Source organism: Rhodoferax fermentans, from assembly GCF_002017865.1.
Taxonomy (GTDB): domain Bacteria; phylum Pseudomonadota; class Gammaproteobacteria; order Burkholderiales; family Burkholderiaceae_C; genus Rhodoferax; species Rhodoferax fermentans.
In genome coordinates this window covers 3,514,498-3,534,963 of sequence record NZ_MTJN01000002.1, presented here as the reverse complement: position 1 = coordinate 3,534,963, position 20,466 = coordinate 3,514,498, and the positions used below count along the sequence as shown (strand labels likewise).

Genomic DNA, 20,466 nt, shown 5'->3' with positions numbered 1-20,466 from the left:
GCTTGACCAGGATCACTTGCTGTCTTTGGTCACCAACACCACATCGGTCTGGATGGCAGCAGGCATTTCCGATTGTTTTTTCTTCTCGGCCAGCGCTTTCAAAGCGATTTCGATACCGAACACCGCCTGTTTGGCGCCGTACTGATCGGCCGTGGCCAGCATGCGGCCATCCTTGAGCATGGGTTTGACGGCATTGATGTTGTCGTAACCCACCACCATCACCTGGCCGGTTTTGCCAGCGGCCTTGACGGCAGCCACCGCACCGAGAGCCATGTTGTCATTGCCAGCCAGCAGGGCCTTCAGATCAGGGTGTTCACGCAGCATGCCGGATGCCACCACGTTGCCTTTGTCAATTTCCCAGTTGCCCGACTGCACCCCGACCACAGTCACACCGGCAGCCTTCATCGCGTCCTGAAAACCCAGAGTGCGCTGTTGGGCGTTGAAGGTGGTGGAGACCCCTTCAATGATGCCGACCTTGTCACCTGACTTGAGGGTCTTGGCCAGGTAATCACCCACCAGCTTGGCGCCCGCGCGATTGTCTGGGCCAGCAAACGGGATCTGGATGCCTTTTTCTTTTTGTGCATCGGCATCGAGTTTGTTGTCAATGTTGACGACCAGAATGCCTTGGTCGATGGCGGTTTTGAGCACCGGCACCAGGGCTTTGGAGTCGGCCGGGGCAATCACGATGGCATTGGCCTTTTGGGCAACCATCTGCTCGACCATGCGAATCTGGGCGGCGGTGTCGGTCTCGTTCTTGATGCCGTTGGAGACCAGGGTGTACTTGCCAGCGTTGTCCTTGTTGTGGGCCTTGGCCCCGTCTTCCATGGTGCGGAAGAATTCGTTGGCCAATGACTTCATGACCAGCGCCACTTTGGGTTTGTCTTGTGCCAAGACGGGTGAGGCAAACAGTCCACCCAACAAACCAATAGCAATGCTCGTTTGTACTGCGCGACGGGTAAATTTCATGAGAGGTGCTCCTATAAGTTGTAACTGGCAATCGGTCACCGACCGGGTGAAGACGACACATGGAGAGATACATGCAGTTTTGACATCTTCGAAGCAAATTCTACGGCCGCAAACGTTTGCGCAATCGTTTGCTTACTAGGGGAAACCCTTGAAATTCTGCCAATCTAGGTAAAAACACCTAGGTGCAAAGCACCTGATAGGGAGGGTTTTGGGGCAGGGTGGTGTTGATGACCGGCCTGAAAGCTCGGGTCAGCAAGTTGGCTGGCGGCTGCACCTGGTGTCCCAGCAGCTTGCGGCTCACTCAGTTGTAAGCGCGCTCAGCCAATGCTTGAGCCAGAACTTGGGCCGGGTTCAGCAAGCGCCAATGGCTGGCTTCTGGGGCGTCTTCCAGGGCCAAGGGGATCTCGGTGCAACCCATGATCAGGGTCAGATCGCCGTGGCGCGATTGCAAGCGCTGCGCCACGTTGACAAAACAAGCCCTTGCGTAAGCCAGATCACCGGTTTTGACACCTTGGTAGATGCCGCGCATCAGGGTTTCGCGCTCGTTGTCCAGCGGGCAGTGGCACACGATGCCCGCTTGTGACAAGGCCGTGTCATAGAGAGCGGTTCGGTAGGTGCCTTGGGTGGCCATCAGGCCGACCTCTTTTACGCCCGTGTTCTTGAGTTGGCGTGCCACTTCACGTGCCACATGCAGCAGCTCCACGCGGGGGTGGTTTTGCTGCAATTTGGTGTGCCAGGCATGGGCCGTGTTGCAGGCGATGGCCACGGTGTTGGCACCACAAGTCTGGAGACGCTCAACGGCATTTTGCAGGGCTGGCAAGGGCGCGTCGTGGCCGTTGCACAAGGCTTCGGTCCGGTCGGGCACCGGCACCTGAACCAGCCAGTGTTCCGGGTACGCCTGGTCAACCACTTTGAACCCGGTTCGGGTCAGATAGGCGTTGCAGGCGTTGACAAACAAGCGGACAAAATCTGCGCCAGCCGCCGGGCCCATCCCCCCGATGATGCCGACGGGACGGGTATGAAGTTGTGCTGCGGCCATCATCGCAGCATGGTCGACATCGCCGACAGAGAGTTGATCATGCGCACCGCTGCTTCGACACTGGGTGCATCAAAAGCAATCTCATCAGATTGCAGGCGCCGCAGGCTGGGCCATTGGCCAAACAGGTCGGCCATGGCTGGGGTGGTGGTCTGGATCTGCACGGTGATAGGACCGGTCAGCACCAGTGGCTGCAGACTTGCTTGTCGCGCCAGTGCGCTGGCAACCCCACTGCGAATGGCCTGGCAAGACTGGGCTGGCGACAGGCTGGTGCCACTGTATTGACCGTAGGCACGTTTGGTCTGGACGAAGACGGTTTGTGGGAACAGCGCGCGCTGTTCTTCAATAAACACATCGTCTCCGCTGGCCATGGCCACGGGCACACCGTATTCACCCGCCAGTGCACCATAGATGCCAGCTTCACCCATTTCCTGGCCATTGAGGCTTACCCGTGCAAAGGCAAAGCTGTTGATGGTGTGGGCCAGGATGCCGCGGCCTTGGGCACGCGAGTGGTAACCGATCATGCACAGTGCATCAACGCCTTGTTCAACACCGGCCACCATGCTCAGGTAGCGTGGTTTGCCCTGAACCACTTGGGCCCGTGGGTCCAGCAGATCGGGCAGCAGGTTGCGAAAACTGCCATGTGAGTCGTTGACCAGAACTTCGCTGGCTCCACCGTCAAATGCGCCAGCGATGGCCGCATTGGCTTCGTCGGTCATCAGTCGTCTCGCACGCTCGTACTCGCCGTTGCCGGCACGTGTTTGTTCGGTGTGGAAGACGCCTGCGACGCCTTCGATGTCAGTGGAGATCAGAATTTTCATGGTTGACGTGATGAAGTGATGGCACTGTCTGTTCTGGCAGCAAGTCAGCCAGCGCGTGCCGTTGGTGGCCATCGCGCCCGATCACGCTGCTGGCATGCCACAAGGCGTGGATGATGGCTTGTTCGGTGCTGTCCGCTGCGGCTTGGAACAGCGGGTCGAGTCGGGCGTCATGCAGCATGGCCCCGGCTGGCATGGCTTGTTGCGCCTCCTGCGGGACGGTGTAGGCGGTGGAGAAAGCCAGCGCGATGTCGCCGCTGCCATGGCCAAACACCGAGCCGGTGCGGGCGAGTCCCACGCCTGCGCGCAAAGCCAATCGACGCAGTTGGCGGGCATCCAGTGGTGCATCGGTGGCGAGCAGCAAAATGATGGAGCCTTTTTCCGGCTCATTGATCTGGGCCAGACGCTCGGCCAGCAGCGGGCCAAGCGCCTCTCCGGCCAGAATCAGTTGGTGCAACTGGCCGTAATTGGCCAGTACCAGGGCGCCCACGGTGTACCCGTCGCAGCAGCGCGAAGCGGTGCCAATGCCGCCTTTGAGACCAAAACAGGACATGCCGCGACCGGCACCGATGGCACCTTGGGCCACATTGACTTGAGCCGCGTCACAGGCCGCGAAGTAATGCTGCTCGGTGATGGCCATGCGCTGGATGTCATTGAGGAAACCGTCGTTGCATTCGAACACCAGCGGGTTGACCGTGGGCAGGCTGCGTCCAGTTTCCGGGTTGGCGGCCACACACTGGCGAATCTGGGCTTGCGCCACAGCCGCCACCGAGAAGGTGTTGGTCAGCGCGATCGGGGTTTCAAGCAGACCAAGCTCTTCGATCTGCACCAGGCCGATGCTTTTGCCAAAGCCATTGAGCACGGCGGCCGCAGCGGGCACCCGGTCCAAAAAGAGGTTGCCGCTGTGTGGCTTGACCACGGTGACACCGGTCTGCACCGGGCCCTCGGCCAGCGTGCAATGACCGACGGTGACACCGGCCACGTCGCTGATGGCATTGCGTGGACCAGAGGGCAGCTGGCCAATGGTTGGCAAATGGTTGGAGTCGCTCACGGCAAGGGCTTTATGCTGGAGGTCACTCACTTGCGATCAATCTTCGGATCCAGCGCATCGCGCAGTCCGTCACCGAGCAAATTGAAGGCCAGCACCGTCAGGAAAATGGCCAGGCTGGGGAACAGTGCAACGTGGGGCGCGTTCACCATGTCAGCACGGGCTTCGTTGAGCATGGCACCCCATTCGGGGGTTGGCGGCTGTGCACCCATGCCCAGAAAGGACAGGCTCGCTGCCGTGATGATGGAGGTGCCCAGTCGCATGGTGAAGTAGACCACGATGGAGGAAATGGTGCCGGGCAGGATGTGGCGCACGATGATGGTCCAGTCGGAGGCTCCGACGCTGCGTACCGCCTCGACATAGGTCATATGTTTGAGCGTGAGGGTATTGCCGCGCACCAGACGTGCAAAAGCCGGCACACTGAATACCGACACTGCCACCACCACGTTGATCATGCTGCTGCCCAGGATCGCCACCACACCAAGTGCCAGCAGGATGCCAGGAAAGGCAAACAAGACGTCGGAGATGCGCATCACGATGCGGTCCCACCAGCCCTCGTAATAACCTGCCAGCAGGCCCAAGGTGGTGCCGATCAGTCCACCGATGGCAACCGACAGAAAACCAGTGGCCAAGGAGATACGTGCACCCACGAGAATGCGGCTGAAGATGTCACGACCCAGCGGATCCACCCCCAGCAGATGCTGCCAGGATGGGCCCTGGTTGAGTCGGTCATAGTCAAAGAAATTCTCGGCGTCGTAAGGAGCGATGTAGGGCGCCAACAACGCCAGCAGCAGCAACAGACCCACAAACACCAGGGCCACCAGGGCCACATGCTGGCTGCGGAATTTGCGCCAGAACTCGCTCCAGGGTGTGCGCACGCGCTCGGCGGCTTGGTGTTGGTTGGCGGCGACAGGGGTTGTACTCATGGCAGATTCACTTGTAGCGGATGGTGGGATTGATGAAGCCATAGAGCAGGTCCACGATCAGATTGATCAGAATGAATTCAAGTGAAAACAGCAACACCAGGGTCTGGATCACCGGGTAATCGCGTTGGGTGACCGAGTCAACCAGCAGGCGCCCGAGGCCGGGCCAGTTGAAAACCGCCTCGACCACGATCGAGCCGCCCAGCAAGAAGCCGAACTGCAAACCCATCATGGTGACGACCGGGATCAGTGCGTTGCGCAGGCAGTGCTTGGCGATCACCACACGTTCACTCACACCCTTGGCGCGTGCGGTACGCACAAAATCTTCCTGGATCACCTCGACGAAGGACGCCCGGGTGAAGCGGGCCATCACCGCCGCCACGGCGGCACCCAGGGTCAATGAGGGCAGGATGTAATGTTTCCAGCTGTCAGCGCCCACCGTAGGCAACCAGCCCAGATAGACCGAGAACACCTGCATCAGCAACATGCCCAGCGCAAAGGCCGGAAACGAGATGCCTGACACGGCAATGGTCATGCCCAGGCGGTCTGGCCATTGGTTGCGGAACACCGCCGACATCACACCGATGCTCATGCCAAAAACAACGGCCCAGGCCATGCTGGTGATGGTCAGCAGCAAGGTCGGTGCAAAACGCTCGGCAATTTCGGTGGATACCGGTCGGCGGGTGCGGATCGAGGTGCCAAAGTCCCCTTGCAGCATACGGCTGAAGTAGTGGACAAATTGCTCATGCAGAGGGCGGTCCAGCCCAAGCTCCTGGCGGACCAGCTCAACCGTTTGTTCATCCGCATCCTGACCTGCCGCCAACCGGGCGGGATCACCGGGCAGCATGTGCACAAACAGGAACACCAGCACGGCGACGATCAGCAGCGTGGGCACCAGACCCAGCAGCCGTTTCAGAAAATAATTCAACATGTTGGCGAAAACCAGTCAGGGTTGGCGCGCCGACACCGGTCGGCGCGCGTTTCAGGCAAGCAGTTACTCAGCGACCGAGATCTCGTCGGCGTTGATGTTGCCGTCAGGCATCACAAACACACCCGAGAGACGTTTGCTGGTGGCATAGAGGTTCTTCTCCGTCACCAGCGGTGCCCAGGGCAGGTCTTTCATGATCTGTTCTTGAGCTTCGCGGTAGAGCTGTGCCTTTTCCTTGTCGTTGGTGGATGTCAACGCTTTGGCAATGGCGCCATCTACAACCGCATTGCTGTAGTAGGCCGTGTTGTTGAGCTTGGGCGGCCAGGCTTCTGTGGCCAGCAAAGGACGCAGCGCCCAGTCAGCTTCACCCGTTGATGAGGACCAGCCTGCGTAGTACATGCGAACCTTGGCGGTCTTGGCGTCGGGTGCGGTCTGGACCCATTCGGTGCGTTGGCCGGGCTCCAGCGCTTGCACCGAGAGTTTGATGCCAACCTGTGCCAGTTGTTGCTGCACAAACTGGATGGTTTTCTGTGAGGTGGTGGTGGTGTAAGCACCCCACAGCACCGACTCAAAGCCATTCGGGTAACCGGCGTCTTTGAGCAACTGGCGCGCCTTGGCCGGGTCATACGGCCAGGCAGGCATTTTGTGAGCGTAGAGCACACCTTGAGGTACCACACCTTCTGCGGGAACGGCGTAGCCACCAAAAGCCACCTTGGCCAGGGCTTCCTTGTTGATGGCGTAGTTGATGGCCTGGCGCACCTTGAGGTTGTCGAACGGCTTTTGCAGCGTGTTGAAGCTGATGTAACGCACGATGATCGACGGGCCACTGGTCACTTTGAGCTTGGCATTGCTCTCGAGCGTAGCTGCCTGCTCGTAAGGCAAGGGGTAGGCAAAGTCGGTTTCGCCAGTTTGCAGCATGGCGGCGCGGGTGTTGTTCTCCAGCACCGGTTTCCAGGTGATGCTGTCGACCTTGGGGTAGCCCTTTTTCCAGTAGCCATCGAATTTCTTGACCTTGACGAAGTCGGTCTGTTTCCACTCTTCAAAGGTAAAGGGGCCGGTGCCGACCGGGTGGAAAGCGATGTCCTGGTTGCCGTATTTTTTGAGCGCCGTGGGCGACATCATGGCCGCAGAGGCGTGTGCCAATGAGTTGATGAAGGGGCCAAAGGGCTCCTTCAAAGTAATACGCACCGAATAGGGCGACACGACTTCAACCTTGGTGATGCGGTTGAACTGGTTGTAGCGGGCCAGCTTGTTGTCCGGGTTGGTGACACGGTCCAGGGTCGCCTTGACCGCTTCGGCGTTGAAAGGTGTGCCGTCATGGAACTTGACACCTTCGCGCAGTTTGAAGGTGTAGGTCAGGCCGTCTTTCGAGATGGCATAACTCTCCGCCAGCACATTGCGCACTTTGAGGTCTTTGTCAAATTCGAACAAGCCTTGGTAGAAGGACTTGGTGACGGCGGTCGTCAGCGTGGTGTTGGTGTTGTAAGGGTCCAGCGTCTCGGGCTGGCCGCCAATGGCCAGCACCACGTCGGTGGCGGCCAGGGCCGAGCCGGCAGCGGTCAGGCTCAGGAGCGCCAGCAGGCTGGCTGCCAGCGGCTGGCGCAACTCGAATGTTTTCGCATTAGTCATGGGGGTAGTTCCTTGGTGGTTGAGGGAATCGGGTTCAGTAAAGGTGGCTGATGCGGTGCTGGGCGACAAAGTGGCCAGGACCAACTTCAGCCAAAGGAGCCAGCTGCGGCTCGTCGCCGACCGCGCGCACCGGGCTTGGAATCTCGTCCGACAGCAGCGCGCGCTCGCGGTTGCGCCGGGTCGGGTCTGCCACCGGCACCGCCGCCATCAATTTGCGTGTGTAGGGATGCTGCGGGTTCTCGAAGATCGCCCGGCGTGGCCCGATCTCGACGATCTGACCCAGATACATCACCGCGACGCGGTGGCTGACGCGCTCGACCACCGCCATGTCATGCGAGATGAACAGGTAGGCAATACCCAGTTCACGCTGCAGGTCCAGCATCAGATTGACGATTTGTGCCTGGATCGAGACATCCAGTGCCGACACCGCTTCGTCGGCGATCACCACCTTGGGGTTCAGGGCCAGTGCCCGGGCAATGGCAATGCGCTGGCGCTGGCCGCCTGAGAACTCATGCGGGTAACGCTGGGCATGTTCGGCTGACAGCCCGACTTTCTCCAGCAGCCAGGCCACACGTGCCTGGGCTTCACTGCCCTGGGCGATTTTGTGGACCAGCAGCGGCTCCATGATGGAAAAACCCACAGTGACGCGTGGGTCGAGCGAGGCAAAGGGGTCCTGAAAAATAAACTGGATGTTGCGGCGCAAACCTTGCAGCGTGCTGTTGGGCAGTTCGCGGATGTTCTGGCCACCGAACTCCATCACCCCACTCTGGCTCTCGACCAGGCGCAACAAGGAGCGTCCCGTGGTGGACTTGCCGCAACCGGACTCGCCGACCAGGGCCAGTGTCTCGCCGGGGTGCAAATCAAAACTGACCTGCTCCACCGCATGGACGCGCCGGGTGACCCGGCTCAGCAAACCGCTGCGGATGTCAAAACGTGTCACCAGATCCTTCACACGCAGGATCGGTGGTGCGTCGTGCTGGACCGTGTCTTGCGGCTGTGCCGAAGCACTCTGGGCTTGTCCGTCGGTGAGCAGCAGGTCAAATTTGAGCGGCAAGTCGCTGCCTTGCATCGCTCCCAGGCGGGGCACGGCCTTGAGCAGGGCACGGGTATAGACATGTTGTGGCGCTGCAAAGAGAGCCTCGGAGACCCCTTCCTCGACCTTTTCACCACGGTACATCACCAGCACCCGGTCGGCCACCTCGGCGACCACGCCCATATCGTGGGTGATGAACACCACGCCCATGTTCATGTCGTTCTGTAGGGAGCGGATGAGTTGCAGGATTTGCGCCTGGATGGTCACATCCAGCGCGGTGGTCGGCTCGTCAGCGATCAGCAGAGAGGGTTTGCACGACAGCGCCATGGCAATCATGACGCGCTGGCGCATGCCCCCGGAGAGCTGGTGCGGATAACGGTCCAAGACATTGCGGGCCTCGGGGATACGCACCACGTCGAGCATGCGCAAAGCCTCAGCGCGTGCGTCGGTCGCACTTTTGCCCTGGTGGATGCGGATCGACTCGGCAATCTGCTCACCGGCGGTGAACACCGGGTTGAGCGAGGTCATCGGCTCCTGAAAAATCATCGCGATTTCGGCGCCGCGCAGGTCGCGCATGGTGCTGTCACGGGCCTGGGCCAGGTCCAGCACCTCACCGCGGCGCTGGCGAAACAGCATCTTGCCGTTGAGGATGCGGCCGCCGCCATGCTCGATCAGGCGCATCAGAGCCAAAGACGTCACCGACTTGCCGGACCCCGACTCACCCACAATGGCCAGAGTTTCACCCCGGTCAACATGAAAGGACAGGTCACGTACCGCATCCACGGTGCGTTCCGAGGTGGTGAAGCGGACGGACAAATTCTGGACATCCACGACCCGGTTGGCGGACAGGATCAGGGAGCGGGAGGAGGTTTCGGTGACGGTGGATTGCATGGTGCGCAAGGTGGTGGCGGTAGGGAAAAAACGGACTCAGCGGAAGATCGCTGTGTGTGGTGTTTCCCCGACGCGGGCGTAACCCCGGTACATGCCTTCGGTGTTGAAAGAAAGACTCAGGTTGCCCTGGGCGTCCACGGCGATCAGGCCACCCTTGCCGGCCAGGGCTGGCAAGGACTGCATCACCACCTGCTCGGTTGCTTCCTGCAGTGACTGGCCACCATAGGCCATGCGGGCGCAGACGTCGTAGGCGGTGGCGGTGCGGATGAACATTTCACCGGTGCCAGTGCAGGAGACTGCGGCCGTGCGGTTGTCGGCGTAGGTGCCCGCGCCAATCAGCGGTGTGTCACCGACCCGGCCCGGGCGTTTGTTGGTCATGCCGCCGGTGGAGGTGGCCGCTGCCAGATTCCCCTGGGCATCACAGGCCACCGCGCCCACGGTGCCGAACTTGCGGGACTCGTCCAGCGGCGTCGCCGGGGCCTTGAAGCTCATGGCAGATGCACCATCGTGGTCGAGCACGGTTTGCTGGCTGGCCTGGGCCAGACGCAACTGCGCCAGCCGGGATTCGGTTGAAAAGAAGTCCGGTGCCACCAGCTCCAGGCCGCAGTCCTGGGCGAACTGCTCGGCGCCTGCACCGATCAGCAGCACATGCTCACTGTGTTCCATCACGGCGCGGGCGGCCCGCACCGGGCGGCGGATGTGGCTCACACCGGCGACTGCCCCGGCACGCAGGTCCGCGCCGTTCATCACCGCAGCGTCCAGTTCATGGGTGGCGTCGCGGGTGAACACAGCGCCCAGTCCTGCATTGAACAGGGGGCAGTCCTCGAGCATCTCCACCGCCAGGCTGACCGCATCCAGCGCACTGCCACCGTTGGCCAGCAGCTGTTGTGCTGCGCGCAGGATGGTGTTGAGGGCGCTGTGGTAGTTGGCCTCTTGCTCGGGGCTGATGTGGCTGCGGCTGAGGGTGCCGGCACCACCGTGGATGGCGATGACAGGGGTGGTCGAGGTGCTGGTCATTTGGGCGTTTTGGGCGAGGTTTTTTTGGGGGGGCGTGTCGTTGTTTTGTCGACCGGGCGTAAACGGCTGGCGTGCTGGCCCTCCAGCCAGGGCAGCACCGATTCGGCCAGTCGCGTGGCGGCCTGCAAGGACCCTTTGGCGGAGTGCGATACCGCACTGCTGAGGGCTTCGATCAGGGCCAGCACACTGACTTCGGAGTTGGCAAAGTACTGGCTATCGGCTTGGGCATAGAGCGCCACCGTGGCCAGAGGGGCCAGCGGTGAGGCGGGGCTGTCGGTCAGCGCCAGCACCGGGATGCCCGCCTCGCGGGCGCGGCTGGCCAGCAGCACGGTGTCTGAAAAGTAGCGCGGAAAGGCGATCGCAATCACCAGGTCTTGTGGCCGCAGACGCGACAGCATCCGTGCGCCATACGATGAACTTTCGATGCTGGCCAGCAGTTGCACGTTTTCGCAGTGGATGTCCAGCTGGCGCTGCAGCAGGCCGCCGAGCCAGCTGCTGCTGCCAAAACCAATGATGTAGATGCGCTGGGCCGTGAGGATGGCGTGCACCGCTTGCTGGCAGCTGATGGGGTCCAGGGCCTGACGGGTGGCTTCCAGATTGCGCGTCATGTCGGTCAGGGCGCTGTCAAAGACGTCGGCCACGCTGGCGGGACGTTCCAGCTTGCTGCGCAGTTTTTCCACCGGCGCCAGGGTGGCTTCAAAGCCCAACACCAAAGCTGCCCGGAACTGGGCATAACCCTCGAACTCCAGTGCCCGGGCAAACCGGTTGGCGGTGGCCAGCGACACACCTGCGGTGGCAGCCAGCTCGTCGATCGGCATGGTGGCCACCTGCAAGGGGTGCGCCAGCACGTACTCCGCCACCTGCTGGTGCGCGCGGCTGAGGCTGGGTAGTGCACGTGTGATGCGCTGAGCCATCGATGGGTTGCCGGGAAATGTTGCCATTTGGACCTTGCGTTGTTTGTGATCGATATGTTAAATAATTTTCACAATTGGAGAGTATATAGATAATTTATTTTCATTTTTGATGTCAGAGAAGCCTTGGCTGGGTTGCAGTGATGGCAAGACTTCAACGTGGGTGTGGGCAGGGCAGGCCCGTAGCAGGTGTTCAGAGCCCCGCAAAGCAGACACCGGATGGGATGCCTGGCGCCTCAGAAGCAAGGGCTGCGCAGGGCAGCCGTTGACGCGCGGTTTTGTTGGGCAGGTGCAGCGTCGCACCTATGGCGAAAAGTCGCTTGAGGGCCTCAGCGCCCGCGCAAAAACAGCGCGTCGAGTTCGCGCATGCTGATCTGGCGCCAGGTGGGGCGGCCGTGGTTGCACTGGTCGCTGCGCTCGGTGGCTTCCATCTGTCGCAGCAGGGCGTTCATTTCTTCGAGGGTGAGGCGGCGGTTAGCGCGCACCGCGCCGTGGCAGGCCATGGTGGCCAGCAGCTCGTTGTGGGCGCGTTGGATGACACCGCTGGCCTCGTGCTGGCTCAGTTCAGCCAACACACTGCGCGCCAGCTCCACCGCGTCACCCTGCGCCAGCGTGGTCGGCACCGCGCGCACCGCCAGGGTTTTGGCAGAAAACGGGGTGATTTCCAGGCCCAGTGTGTCCAGCGTGCTGGCATGTAACTCGGCGGTGGCGACTTCGGTGGGGGTGGCGGCAAAGGTGGCGGGGATCAGCAGCGGCTGACTCGATAGCCGGGGCGTGGTGTTGTCGGGCGTCTGGCTGGCGAACTGGTTTTTGAGGCGTTCGTAGACGATACGTTCGTGTGCCGCATGCATGTCCACCAGCACCAGGCCCTGGGTGTTTTCGGCCAGGATGTAGACCCCTTGCAACTGTGCCAGCGCGCGGCCCAGCGGCCAGATGGGGGCTTCCGTGGCACTGTGATCCGAGGTGGCGGGCGCAAGTGTTGCGGCGGGCTGCGTGGAGATGCGGTCGGCGCTGGCGGTTCTTGGCCATGTGCTGTCGGCCGGGGCGGCATTGCTGCTGAGCGGCGCCGCATCTGCCGGGCGGCCCCACAGCGCGCCTAGGTCGCTCACACGGTGACCCACGGGTGACTCAAAATGCATAGCTTTCTGCCCTTGTGGCATAAGGGCTGGAGGCTGATTTGACACATAATTACCTGGGGCAGGTGCCGAGTCGATGGGCGGCTGAGCCGCTGGCTGCAACCACGCTGCTGGTGCCGCTTCACTGCCTCCGGCCTGCCCGGCACGCGGCGCTGCCAGCGCACTGTCCACCGCGCGGCGCACCGCCTGGTGCACGTCGCGGCTGTCGCGGAATCGCACCTCGATCTTGGTCGGGTGCACATTCACGTCCACGCGGGTCGGGTCCATCGTGATGTAGAGCGCATACACCGGCTGGCGGTGGCCGTGCAACACGTCTTCGTAGGCGCTGCGGGCAGCGTGGGTCACCACCTTGTCGCGCACAAAACGGCCGTTGACGTAACAAAACTGCTGGTCGGCTCTAGAGCGTGCGGCATCGGGCACACCGGCGCGGCCCCAGACCTTGATACGTGGCGCGTAGTCGGCTTGGGCGCTGCTGGCGTAGTCGACCCACACCGACTGCTCCACAAAGTCGCTGCCCAGCACATCGGCCAGGCGCTGCTCCAGCGCGGGCAAGCTGTCGGGCGCACCACAGCGGCGCCATTGCTCGACCAGTTTGCCCTCGTGCCAGATGGCAAAACCAACATCGGGGCGGGCCAGCGCGTGGCGGCGCACCGCCTCCACACAATGCGCCAGTTCGGTGGCATCGGTTTTGAGGAACTTGCGCCGCGCTGGTGTACTGAAGAACAGCTCTTTGACCTCGACCGTGGTGCCCACTGCACGTGCCACCGGTTTGAGTTCGCCGGTCTGGCCTTCCAGAAGGTAGGCGTGATTTTGGCCGCTAGCCCTTGACAGGATTGCGCAGTCCGCTATTGAATTGATGGCAGCCAGGGCCTCGCCCCGAAAGCCCATGGTGCCCACCGACTCCAGGTCGGCCAGGCTGCCGATTTTGCTGGTGGCGTGGCGTTTGAGGGCAATCGGCAACTCATCAGGCAGGATGCCGCTGCCGTCGTCTTCCACGCTGATCAGCCGCACCCCACCGGCCAGCAGCCGCACCGTGATCTGGCTGGCACCGGCGTCCAGCGCGTTGTCCACCAGCTCACGCACCACCGAGGCGGGGCGTTCCACCACCTCGCCAGCAGCTATCTGGCTGATGAGTTCGTCGGGCAGTTCACGGATCGGGCGGCGGGGGGGCAGAAGAGGGGTGTTCACCCAAAGATTTTAGGGGCTGGGTCCGCTTCGGTCTTGTCAGGCTGCGGGCTGGGGATTTGCAAGCTGCCTGGGCCGGGTGGGGTGCTTTTGGCAGGGATAATCCGGCCTCATGGACATTCTCTTGACCCTGGTTGATTTCATCTTGCACGTGGACAAACACCTCGAAGTGTTTGTGCAAACCTATGGCGCCTGGGTCTACGCGCTGCTGTTCCTGATCATTTTTGTCGAAACCGGTGTGGTGGTCATGCCATTTTTGCCGGGCGACTCACTGCTGTTTGTGGTGGGCGCCATGTGTGGTGTGGGTCTGATGAGTTACCCGCTGACGGTGGCGTTGCTGCTGGCTGCGGCGATTCTGGGCAACCAGTCCAACTACACCATTGGCCGCTACTTTGGCCCCAAGGTGTTTGGCTGGGAAGACTCGCGTTGGTTCAACAAAAAAGCCTTCAACCAGGCCCACGCGTTTTACGAAAAGTACGGCGGCATCACCATTGTGGCGGCGCGTTTTATGCCGTTTTTGCGCACCTTTGCGCCCTTTGTCGCCGGGGTGGCGCAGATGACTCGCAGCCGCTTCACCTTTTTTGACGTGTTGGGCGGCACGCTGTGGGTGGGCGGCATCGTCACCGTGGGTTACTTCTTTGGCAACATCCCCTGGGTCAAGTTGCATCTGGACAAGATCATCTGGGCGATGATTCTGGTGCCGGGCCTGTTTGTGCTGGCGGGCGCCTGGCGCTCCCGCGCCAAAGCCGCCTGACCCGAGCCGCTTATGCCGGGGCGTCCTCAGCGGACCACTGGCAATTTCGCTTTTCTCCAGGCCAGGATGCCTCCGGCGATGTTGTAGGTGCAGCCAAAACCCAACTCGGCCAATTGCCCGCAGGCGGTGGCCGAGCGTTTGCCGCCATGGCAGATCACCACAATCTTGTGGGTGCGTTGCGAATCCAGTTCAGCCACACGGTCTGCCAGCTGCCCCAGTGGAATCAGGGTGGAGGCGGGTACATGACCCGCTTCAAATTCATCTGGTTCACGCACATCCAGCACAAACGCCCCTTGCTGGATCAGCGCCTGCGCCTGAGCCACGTTGATGTCCTGGATGCCCCGGCTCAGGTTGACGGCGCGTTTCCATAATTCGCGTGGCGGGTCAATCAACCAGTTGAGAGCGGCTTTGACGGCGGTGACTACCTGGGTTCCCATGCTTTTACCTGTGTGGCTGATACGGACTTTTTCAGACCTTGGCAGCTTGGTTGAGGGGCCGTTTGAGTGAGAACAACAGCGCCCCCGGCAGGCTGGATATACCCACAATCACAAAAAAGAGCAGTGAAGCCGCCACCGCATCGGCCTGGCTGACACCCACTTGGGAGAAGAAGTACCAATACGCCGCCTCCCGGACCCCAAAACCTGAGAGCGAAATGGGCAACATGGTGACGGTAAAAATCATCGGTGTGAAGATCACACACTGCGCCAGCGTCACCGGCACACCCATGGCCTTGAAAATGCAGGCGTTGACTGCCGCCACCAAAATCTGAAAAGCCACCGAATACAGCGCCACCTTGAGGAACAGCCCACGGTTTTTCAGGGTGGCCCGCACCACCTGCACCGTTTGGTGGATGTTTTCGTGCAGACTGCTCAGGCGCGGTGGCACCAGCTTGCCCACAATGCCTTCAGCCACTTTGGGCAGCAGGAACAAGGCCACCAGCGCCACGTCGATCACCAAAAACAGCCCCACCAGCCCCAGCAAACGCGGGCTGAATGCCATGAACGGCAGCCCCAACAATGCCGTCGCCCCCAGGGCCATACCGGCAATCAGGCGTTCGGTCACCACCGAGCCAATGGCCTCGGGTGTCTCGCCGGTGTCTTTGCTGGTTTCCCAGGCCCGCACCGCGTCCCCTCCCACGGTGGTGGGCAACACGTTGTTGAAAAACAGGCCAACAAAGTAGTGCCGGAGCAAGCGGGTGTAGGGCAGGGCAAACCCACGTGTTGAGAGGATCAGCCCCCATTTCCAGGCCGAGATCAGTACCGCTGCGAAGACGGTGACAAAGGCCATGGTCACCCAGAAGGCGTCCAGCGTGGTGAGTCGCTGCGACAAGGCAGACAGGTCCAGGTGCCAGCCCAGCCAGAGGATCAGCAGCACAGAAATGGCCAAGCGGATGGCCAGGCTGCGCCGCTCTTTGTTGCGTGCCTGCCTCGCTGCTTGTGCTGCCTCTGCGTTGGCCACGGGCGTGACGCTCATGATGTCTTCTTCACGTCCGTGGGTGTGTGCTTGGCGCGCAGCCGCCGCAGCACACCCGGGCCCACAACCCAGCCCAGCACAAACAGCGCCAGTGTGATGGAAAACACCCAGAACAACACCTGGATCGAGCCGGTCAGGTTCTGGCCCAGGTAGGAATAAACCAAGGTGGCGGGCAACTGCCCCAGGCCGGTGGCGATCAGGAAGCTGCGCACCGAGATGGGCGTGAGCCCGGCGCCGTAACTGATGATGTCAAACGAAACAAAGGGCAGCAGGCGTGTGATCAGGATGGTGCGCTTGCCGTATTTGGCAAAGAACAGATCGGAGACTTCAAGTGACTGGCTGCCACCGACCAACCGCTCCACCACCGGGCGCCCCAAAGCGCGGGCGATCCAGAAACACACCAGCGCCCCCACCATGGCGCTGGACCAGGACAACACCGCGCCCCAGGCCCAGCCAAACAAGAGCCCGTTGGTGAAGGTCAGCACAAACGCCGGCAGCGGCGCCACCACCGACTGGAACACCATCAAGAGACCCGACACCAACGGCGCCCAGACACCAAAGCCCAGCAAATAGTCACGAAAAGCCGCAATCGCCTGGGGCACATCGGGCAGGGTCAGGATGCCCACCACGGCATGGACCGCCTGATGCACCACCGGCACCCAGAGGTACACAAATACCAGCAGGGCAAGGGTGGCCAGGACAACAACGGTGCTGGTTCTGGAGATTTTCAGTTGCATGCAGGTGGTTCAGTTTTTCACCAGCGGGTATTGGTCGGCAGGCGCTGCCGACCATTCCCACATCGAGCCAGTGTAGTTTCCGGCTTTGTACCTCAGATTTGGGCGTAACACGGTGAACCAGCTGCATCGCAGCCCCCAGTGCTACACCCAAACACCTTGCGGCCTCGGGGTCACGCCCCGAAGGTCAGCACTGACTTGATCAGCCCCCGGCTCCCATCAGGGCCAGCAACACACCACCGGCCACCACGCTGGCGACCTGGCCAGCGGCGTTGGCACCCATGGCGTGCATCAGCAGAAAATTCTCGAAGTCTTCATCTTGGGCCACTCGTTGCACCACCCGTGCCGCCATCGGGAAGGCGCTGATGCCAGCTGCACCAATCATCGGGTTGACCTTGCCACCACTGACCCAGTTGAGCAGCTTGGCGAACATCACCCCGGCGGCGGCATCCACCGCAAAGGCGATGATGCCGAGCACCAGAATGGCCAGTGTGCTGGCTTTCAGGAACTCGGAGCCCACCATGGTGGAGCCAATGGCCAAGCCCAGGAACAGGGTCACGGCGTTGGCAATTTCGCTGGCAGAAGCCTTGGTCAGCCGCTCGACGGCTCCCGACTCCTTCATCAGGTTGCCCAGCATCAGCATGCCGATCAGCGGCGTGGCAAACGGCACCAGGGTGCCCACCAGCACGGTGACCACTACCGGAAACAGGATGCGGGTGCGGCGGCTGATCTTGCGCGAGCTGTAGGGCATGCGGATCTGGCGCTCCTTTTGCGTGGTCAGCAGTTTGATGATGGGTGGCAGGATGATCGGCACCAGTGACATGTAGCTGTAAGCGGCCACCGTGATCGGCCCGAGCATGTGCGGCGCCAGGATGCCGCTCACATAAATGGAGGTTGGGCCATCAATCGCGCCGATGATGCCGATGGAGGCGGCCTCCGGGGGCGTGAAACCCATCACCAGGGCCAGGATCAGGGTCAGGAAAATCCCGAACTGGCCAGCCGCACCCAGCAGCACCAGACGTGGGTTCTCCAGCAGCGGACCAAAGTCGGTCAAGGCGCCGATGCCGATGAAGATCAGCAGCGGAAACATTTCGTTGGTGATACCCATGTTGTAGAGCACCTTGAGCATGCCGTCCTCCGCGATCAGAGGCGACAGGGGCAGGTTGGCCAACAGGCAGCCTGCAGCGATGGGCAGCAGCAGCAGGGGTTCGTAGTCCTTGACGATGGCCAGATACATCAAGACGAACGACACGCAGATCATCACCGTGGACTGCCAGGTGACGTGGGTCACCCCCTTGAGCAGCAAGGTGATCGTTTCTTGGTCAATCATCACTCATTTCTCCTGGAGCCGGATGATGACGTCACCGTGGTTGACATTCTGCTGCGCAGCCACACAGACCTCGGCTACCACACCAGCACGTGGTGCACCGATCACGTTGTGCATTTTCATGGCATCCAGAATGGCCACTTGCTGGCCTCGTTCCAGCGTGTCACCCGCTTTGACGTTGACCTCCAGGATCGTGCCTGGCATGGGGGCTGTGACCGCATTTTTGCCTCCACCACTGCTGGTCGCCGGGCGTGCGGCAGGCGAAGCGGCAGGTGTGTCAACCGGTGCCTTGCGCACCTTGGCCACACTGTTGGCAGCGTTGCCAGTTGCCCCCTGGCCGGGATGTAATCCAGGTGTGATGACCGCACCGGACAGGTTCTCGTCGCCCGACAGGGTGACTTCATAGGAGGCGTCCCCGACCACCACCTCGAAACGGTCCATGGCGACTTCTTGTACGTCGACCACAAAATTTCGACCACTGATATCCAACGAATAGCGTCGCATTATTTTCCTCTCGGTTGCCAGGAATGGTTTTGCTGTGCCCGACCAGCGGTGACCCACCGGCTGGCGAACAGTTGACTGCCAGGCCAATTGCTGCGCATGACCGGTGCCGCCTGGCGCCGCAAGGTCAGTTTGTGTTTCATGGTGGCCACCAGGATCGCCGCGACCAGATCGGCTGGCAGGCCGTTGACGGAGGGACGTTCGGGCACCTGGGCACCCACCGCTTCTTCGGCCACGGCGGCGATACGCTCGGCCAAGGCGTTGGATGTTTCAGCGGACACCTTGGTCACTGGCTCTTTGTCGAGCACCAGCACCAGTGTCAAGAGGCCCCACAGCAAGCCCAGCAAGGCAAACACCAGGCCCATGCCCAGGACAGTCATCTGCAGTCCCCATGCTAAATTTTCCATAGCAAGCTCCCCTTGATCAGACTGGGCAAAGACCGTGTTTCTTGGGTGGGTTCTGTTGCACCTTGGTGCGTAACACTTCCAGTGCCCGGATCAGCCGGGGACGTGTCTCGCGAGGCTCGATGACCTCATCAATCTGCCCCACATCGGCAGCACGGTAGGGGTTGAAGAACTTCTCGCGGTATTCCTCCAGCAATTCTTTCTCTCGTGCTGCGGGGTCGGCCGCCTTCTTGATCTCTTCGCGAAACAGCACGTTGACGGCGGCACCGGCCCCCATCACTGCAATCTGGGCGGACGGCCAGGCAAAAGTGATGTCATTGCGCATCTGCTTGGACCCCATGGCCACGTAGGCGCCCCCCATCGCCTTGCGGGTGACGATGGAGATTTTGGGCACGGTGGCCTCGCAGTAGGCGTAAATGATCTTGGCGCCGTGGCGGATGATGCCGTCGTATTCCTGGCCGGTTCCGGGCAGGAAACCGGGGCAGTCGACAAAGGTCACGATCGGCACATTGAACGCGTCACAGACGCGGATGAAACGGGCAATCTTGTCGCTGGCATCGATGTTCAAGGCACCGGACATGAAGGCCGGCTGGTTGGCCACCACACCAATCGAATAGCCATCGAGCCGAGCAAAACCGATCACCGCGTTGGCGGCATAGGCGGCCTGGATTTCAAAGAAACTGTCCTGGTCAAAAATGGCTTCGATGGCGTCGCGGATGTCGTAGGGGGTGTTTTCGCCGTCCGGGATCAGGGTGTTGAGTGCCTCGTCCATGCGGTTGACCGGGTCTTCCGGTGTGACATGGGGTGGCTCCTCGTTGTTGTTTTGTGGCAGATAACTCAGCAGCAGCTTGGTCATCGCCAGGCCTTCAACCTCGGTGTCTGCGGCCAGATGGGCCACGCCGCTGCGTCCGATGTGCACCTCCGAGCCGCCCAGATCCTGGGCCGTGACCTGTTCACCTGTGACCGCTTTGATCACTTCCGGGCCGGTCAGGAACATATAACTTTCACCGGCCATGATGACAAAGTCGGTCAAGGCCGGTGAATACACCGCACCACCGGCGCAGGGACCCAGAATGACCGAGATCTGCGGGATCACCCCTGAGGCCATCACGTTGCGGACAAACACCTCGCCGTAGGCGGCCAGGCTGCGCACACCCTCCTGGATGCGGGCGCCGCCGGAGTCGTTGAGGCCGATCACCGGGATACCTGCCTGCAGCGCCAGGTCCTGGATGCGGCTGATTTTTTGGGACTGGACTTCGGAGAACGAGCCGCCCATCACGGTGAAGTCCTGGGCAAACACGGCGACCCGGCGACCGTTGACCTTGCCAAACCCGGTGACGATACCGTCACCCGGAAAACGTTGCTGATCCAGGCCAAAGGCACTTAAATCATGGGTGGAGAGTGCTCCGAATTCCTGGAAGGAACCTTCGTCGAGCAACAGGCCCAGACGTTCGCGGGCGGTGAGTTTGCCGCGGGCGTGTTGTTGATCGATGCGTTTCTGACCACCACCGAGTACCGCACGGCTGCGCATTTCGCGCAAGACTTCCAGGTGCAGTTTGGTTTTTCCACCAGTCATCATGTCTTTGTCCTCTTGTCGAACGGCTTGCCCAACGAATCGCCAAGCCTGCGTGGAGCGCTCTGAGCCTCCGGTTGAAAGTATCGCTCCGGCGGCTCACAAAAACAGCCAGAAACCGTGGAATGTGCGGGCGATTGCAACAGATGTTGAGGCAAGTCAAAAGATGGTGGCTGGGC

At 61.3% G+C, this 20,466-nt stretch carries 19 protein-coding genes; 1 reads left to right on the top strand and 18 read right to left on the bottom strand.

Annotated features, from left to right (window positions below):
• Positions 1-12: 12 nt before the first annotated feature.
• From RF819_RS16420 to mutL, 11 genes are all read right to left on the bottom strand, one after another.
• Complete coding sequence (locus RF819_RS16420; RefSeq protein ID WP_078365971.1) at positions 13-966, bottom strand: sugar ABC transporter substrate-binding protein; 954 nt, start codon at positions 964-966, stop codon at positions 13-15.
• A 301-nt stretch (positions 967-1,267) separates the two neighbouring features.
• A complete protein-coding gene (locus RF819_RS16415; RefSeq protein WP_078367003.1) occupies positions 1,268-2,005 on the bottom strand; it encodes an aspartate/glutamate racemase family protein in 738 nt (245 codons plus the stop codon).
• Positions 2,005-2,823 (bottom strand): M55 family metallopeptidase, encoded by an 819-nt coding sequence (locus RF819_RS16410; RefSeq protein WP_078365970.1) that lies wholly within the window; start codon positions 2,821-2,823, stop codon positions 2,005-2,007. The genes RF819_RS16415 and RF819_RS16410 overlap by 1 nt, the downstream gene beginning before the upstream one ends.
• The gene (locus RF819_RS16405; RefSeq protein ID WP_078367002.1) at positions 2,801-3,871 is read right to left on the bottom strand and encodes a DmpA family aminopeptidase; all 1,071 of its coding nucleotides are present in this window, start codon (positions 3,869-3,871) and stop codon (positions 2,801-2,803) included. Before RF819_RS16405 ends, RF819_RS16410 begins: the two co-directional genes overlap by 23 nt.
• A gap of 26 nt (positions 3,872-3,897) precedes the next feature.
• Positions 3,898-4,794, bottom strand: a complete 897-nt coding sequence (gene gsiD, locus RF819_RS16400) for a glutathione ABC transporter permease GsiD (RefSeq protein ID WP_078365969.1) — start codon at positions 4,792-4,794, stop codon at positions 3,898-3,900.
• 7 nt (positions 4,795-4,801) lie between these two features.
• A complete protein-coding gene (gene gsiC, locus RF819_RS16395; RefSeq protein WP_078365968.1) occupies positions 4,802-5,722 on the bottom strand; it encodes a glutathione ABC transporter permease GsiC in 921 nt (306 codons plus the stop codon).
• 63 nt (positions 5,723-5,785) lie between these two features.
• The gene (gsiB, locus tag RF819_RS16390; RefSeq protein ID WP_078365967.1) at positions 5,786-7,348 is read right to left on the bottom strand and encodes a glutathione ABC transporter substrate-binding protein GsiB; all 1,563 of its coding nucleotides are present in this window, start codon (positions 7,346-7,348) and stop codon (positions 5,786-5,788) included.
• A gap of 34 nt (positions 7,349-7,382) precedes the next feature.
• The gene (locus tag RF819_RS16385; RefSeq protein ID WP_078365966.1) at positions 7,383-9,272 is read right to left on the bottom strand and encodes a dipeptide ABC transporter ATP-binding protein; all 1,890 of its coding nucleotides are present in this window, start codon (positions 9,270-9,272) and stop codon (positions 7,383-7,385) included.
• A gap of 36 nt (positions 9,273-9,308) precedes the next feature.
• The gene (locus RF819_RS16380) at positions 9,309-10,289 is read right to left on the bottom strand and encodes an isoaspartyl peptidase/L-asparaginase family protein (RefSeq protein WP_078365965.1); all 981 of its coding nucleotides are present in this window, start codon (positions 10,287-10,289) and stop codon (positions 9,309-9,311) included.
• On the bottom strand, positions 10,286-11,230 hold the full coding sequence (locus RF819_RS16375; RefSeq protein WP_078365964.1) for a MurR/RpiR family transcriptional regulator: 945 nt from the start codon (positions 11,228-11,230) through the stop codon (positions 10,286-10,288). Before RF819_RS16375 ends, RF819_RS16380 begins: the two co-directional genes overlap by 4 nt.
• A 299-nt stretch (positions 11,231-11,529) precedes the next feature.
• Positions 11,530-13,524: a DNA mismatch repair endonuclease MutL gene (gene mutL, locus RF819_RS16370; protein WP_078365963.1), complete on the bottom strand. Its 1,995-nt coding sequence runs from the start codon at positions 13,522-13,524 to the stop codon at positions 11,530-11,532.
• A 109-nt stretch (positions 13,525-13,633) separates the two neighbouring features.
• On the opposite strand from mutL, the gene RF819_RS16365 reads away from it, so the two are divergent.
• A complete protein-coding gene (locus tag RF819_RS16365; RefSeq protein WP_078365962.1) occupies positions 13,634-14,275 on the top strand; it encodes a VTT domain-containing protein in 642 nt (213 codons plus the stop codon).
• Between the two features lie 26 nt (positions 14,276-14,301).
• Here RF819_RS16365 and RF819_RS16360 read toward each other — a convergent pair whose 3' ends face one another.
• The 7 genes from RF819_RS16360 to RF819_RS16330 all read right to left on the bottom strand — a co-directional run bounded on the left by RF819_RS16360 (position 14,302) and on the right by RF819_RS16330 (position 20,290).
• The gene (locus tag RF819_RS16360) at positions 14,302-14,712 is read right to left on the bottom strand and encodes a rhodanese-like domain-containing protein (RefSeq protein WP_078365961.1); all 411 of its coding nucleotides are present in this window, start codon (positions 14,710-14,712) and stop codon (positions 14,302-14,304) included.
• A 31-nt stretch (positions 14,713-14,743) separates the two neighbouring features.
• The gene (locus RF819_RS16355; protein ID WP_078365960.1) at positions 14,744-15,748 is read right to left on the bottom strand and encodes a lysylphosphatidylglycerol synthase transmembrane domain-containing protein; all 1,005 of its coding nucleotides are present in this window, start codon (positions 15,746-15,748) and stop codon (positions 14,744-14,746) included.
• Positions 15,745-16,485 (bottom strand): TVP38/TMEM64 family protein, encoded by a 741-nt coding sequence (locus RF819_RS16350; protein WP_078365959.1) that lies wholly within the window; start codon positions 16,483-16,485, stop codon positions 15,745-15,747. Before RF819_RS16350 ends, RF819_RS16355 begins: the two co-directional genes overlap by 4 nt.
• Before the next feature lie 199 nt (positions 16,486-16,684).
• Positions 16,685-17,812, bottom strand: a complete 1,128-nt coding sequence (locus tag RF819_RS16345; protein ID WP_078365958.1) for a sodium ion-translocating decarboxylase subunit beta — start codon at positions 17,810-17,812, stop codon at positions 16,685-16,687.
• A gap of 3 nt (positions 17,813-17,815) precedes the next feature.
• Entirely contained in the window at positions 17,816-18,250 is a 435-nt protein-coding gene (locus RF819_RS16340; RefSeq protein WP_158081303.1) for an acyl-CoA carboxylase biotin carboxyl carrier protein subunit, read from the bottom strand.
• A 62-nt stretch (positions 18,251-18,312) separates the two neighbouring features.
• Positions 18,313-18,717 (bottom strand): OadG family transporter subunit, encoded by a 405-nt coding sequence (locus RF819_RS16335; protein ID WP_078365956.1) that lies wholly within the window; start codon positions 18,715-18,717, stop codon positions 18,313-18,315.
• A gap of 16 nt (positions 18,718-18,733) precedes the next feature.
• Positions 18,734-20,290 (bottom strand): acyl-CoA carboxylase subunit beta, encoded by a 1,557-nt coding sequence (locus tag RF819_RS16330; protein ID WP_200223933.1) that lies wholly within the window; start codon positions 20,288-20,290, stop codon positions 18,734-18,736.
• Positions 20,291-20,466: the final 176 nt, after the last annotated feature.

Bases quoted from the DNA above. Each gene is read 5' to 3' on its own strand.
- RF819_RS16420 (WP_078365971.1), bottom strand. From the start codon at position 966: ATGAAATTTACCCGTCGCGCAGTACAAACGAGCATTGCTATTGGTTTG.
- RF819_RS16415 (WP_078367003.1), bottom strand. From the start codon at position 2,005: ATGGCCGCAGCACAACTTCATACCCGTCCCGTCGGCATCATCGGGGGG.
- RF819_RS16410 (WP_078365970.1), bottom strand. From the start codon at position 2,823: ATGAAAATTCTGATCTCCACTGACATCGAAGGCGTCGCAGGCGTCTTC.
- gsiD (WP_078365969.1), bottom strand. From the start codon at position 4,794: ATGAGTACAACCCCTGTCGCCGCCAACCAACACCAAGCCGCCGAGCGC.
- gsiC (WP_078365968.1), bottom strand. From the start codon at position 5,722: ATGTTGAATTATTTTCTGAAACGGCTGCTGGGTCTGGTGCCCACGCTG.
- gsiB (WP_078365967.1), bottom strand. From the start codon at position 7,348: ATGACTAATGCGAAAACATTCGAGTTGCGCCAGCCGCTGGCAGCCAGC.
- RF819_RS16385 (WP_078365966.1), bottom strand. From the start codon at position 9,272: ATGCAATCCACCGTCACCGAAACCTCCTCCCGCTCCCTGATCCTGTCC.
- RF819_RS16380 (WP_078365965.1), bottom strand. From the start codon at position 10,289: ATGACCAGCACCTCGACCACCCCTGTCATCGCCATCCACGGTGGTGCC.
- RF819_RS16375 (WP_078365964.1), bottom strand. From the start codon at position 11,230: ATGGCAACATTTCCCGGCAACCCATCGATGGCTCAGCGCATCACACGT.
- RF819_RS16365 (WP_078365962.1), top strand. From the start codon at position 13,634: ATGGACATTCTCTTGACCCTGGTTGATTTCATCTTGCACGTGGACAAA.
- RF819_RS16360 (WP_078365961.1), bottom strand. From the start codon at position 14,712: ATGGGAACCCAGGTAGTCACCGCCGTCAAAGCCGCTCTCAACTGGTTG.
- RF819_RS16355 (WP_078365960.1), bottom strand. From the start codon at position 15,748: ATGAGCGTCACGCCCGTGGCCAACGCAGAGGCAGCACAAGCAGCGAGG.
- RF819_RS16350 (WP_078365959.1), bottom strand. From the start codon at position 16,485: ATGCAACTGAAAATCTCCAGAACCAGCACCGTTGTTGTCCTGGCCACC.
- RF819_RS16345 (WP_078365958.1), bottom strand. From the start codon at position 17,812: ATGATTGACCAAGAAACGATCACCTTGCTGCTCAAGGGGGTGACCCAC.
- RF819_RS16340 (WP_158081303.1), bottom strand. From the start codon at position 18,250: ATGGACCGTTTCGAGGTGGTGGTCGGGGACGCCTCCTATGAAGTCACC.
- RF819_RS16335 (WP_078365956.1), bottom strand. From the start codon at position 18,717: ATGGAAAATTTAGCATGGGGACTGCAGATGACTGTCCTGGGCATGGGC.
- RF819_RS16330 (WP_200223933.1), bottom strand. From the start codon at position 20,290: ATGACTGGTGGAAAAACCAAACTGCACCTGGAAGTCTTGCGCGAAATG.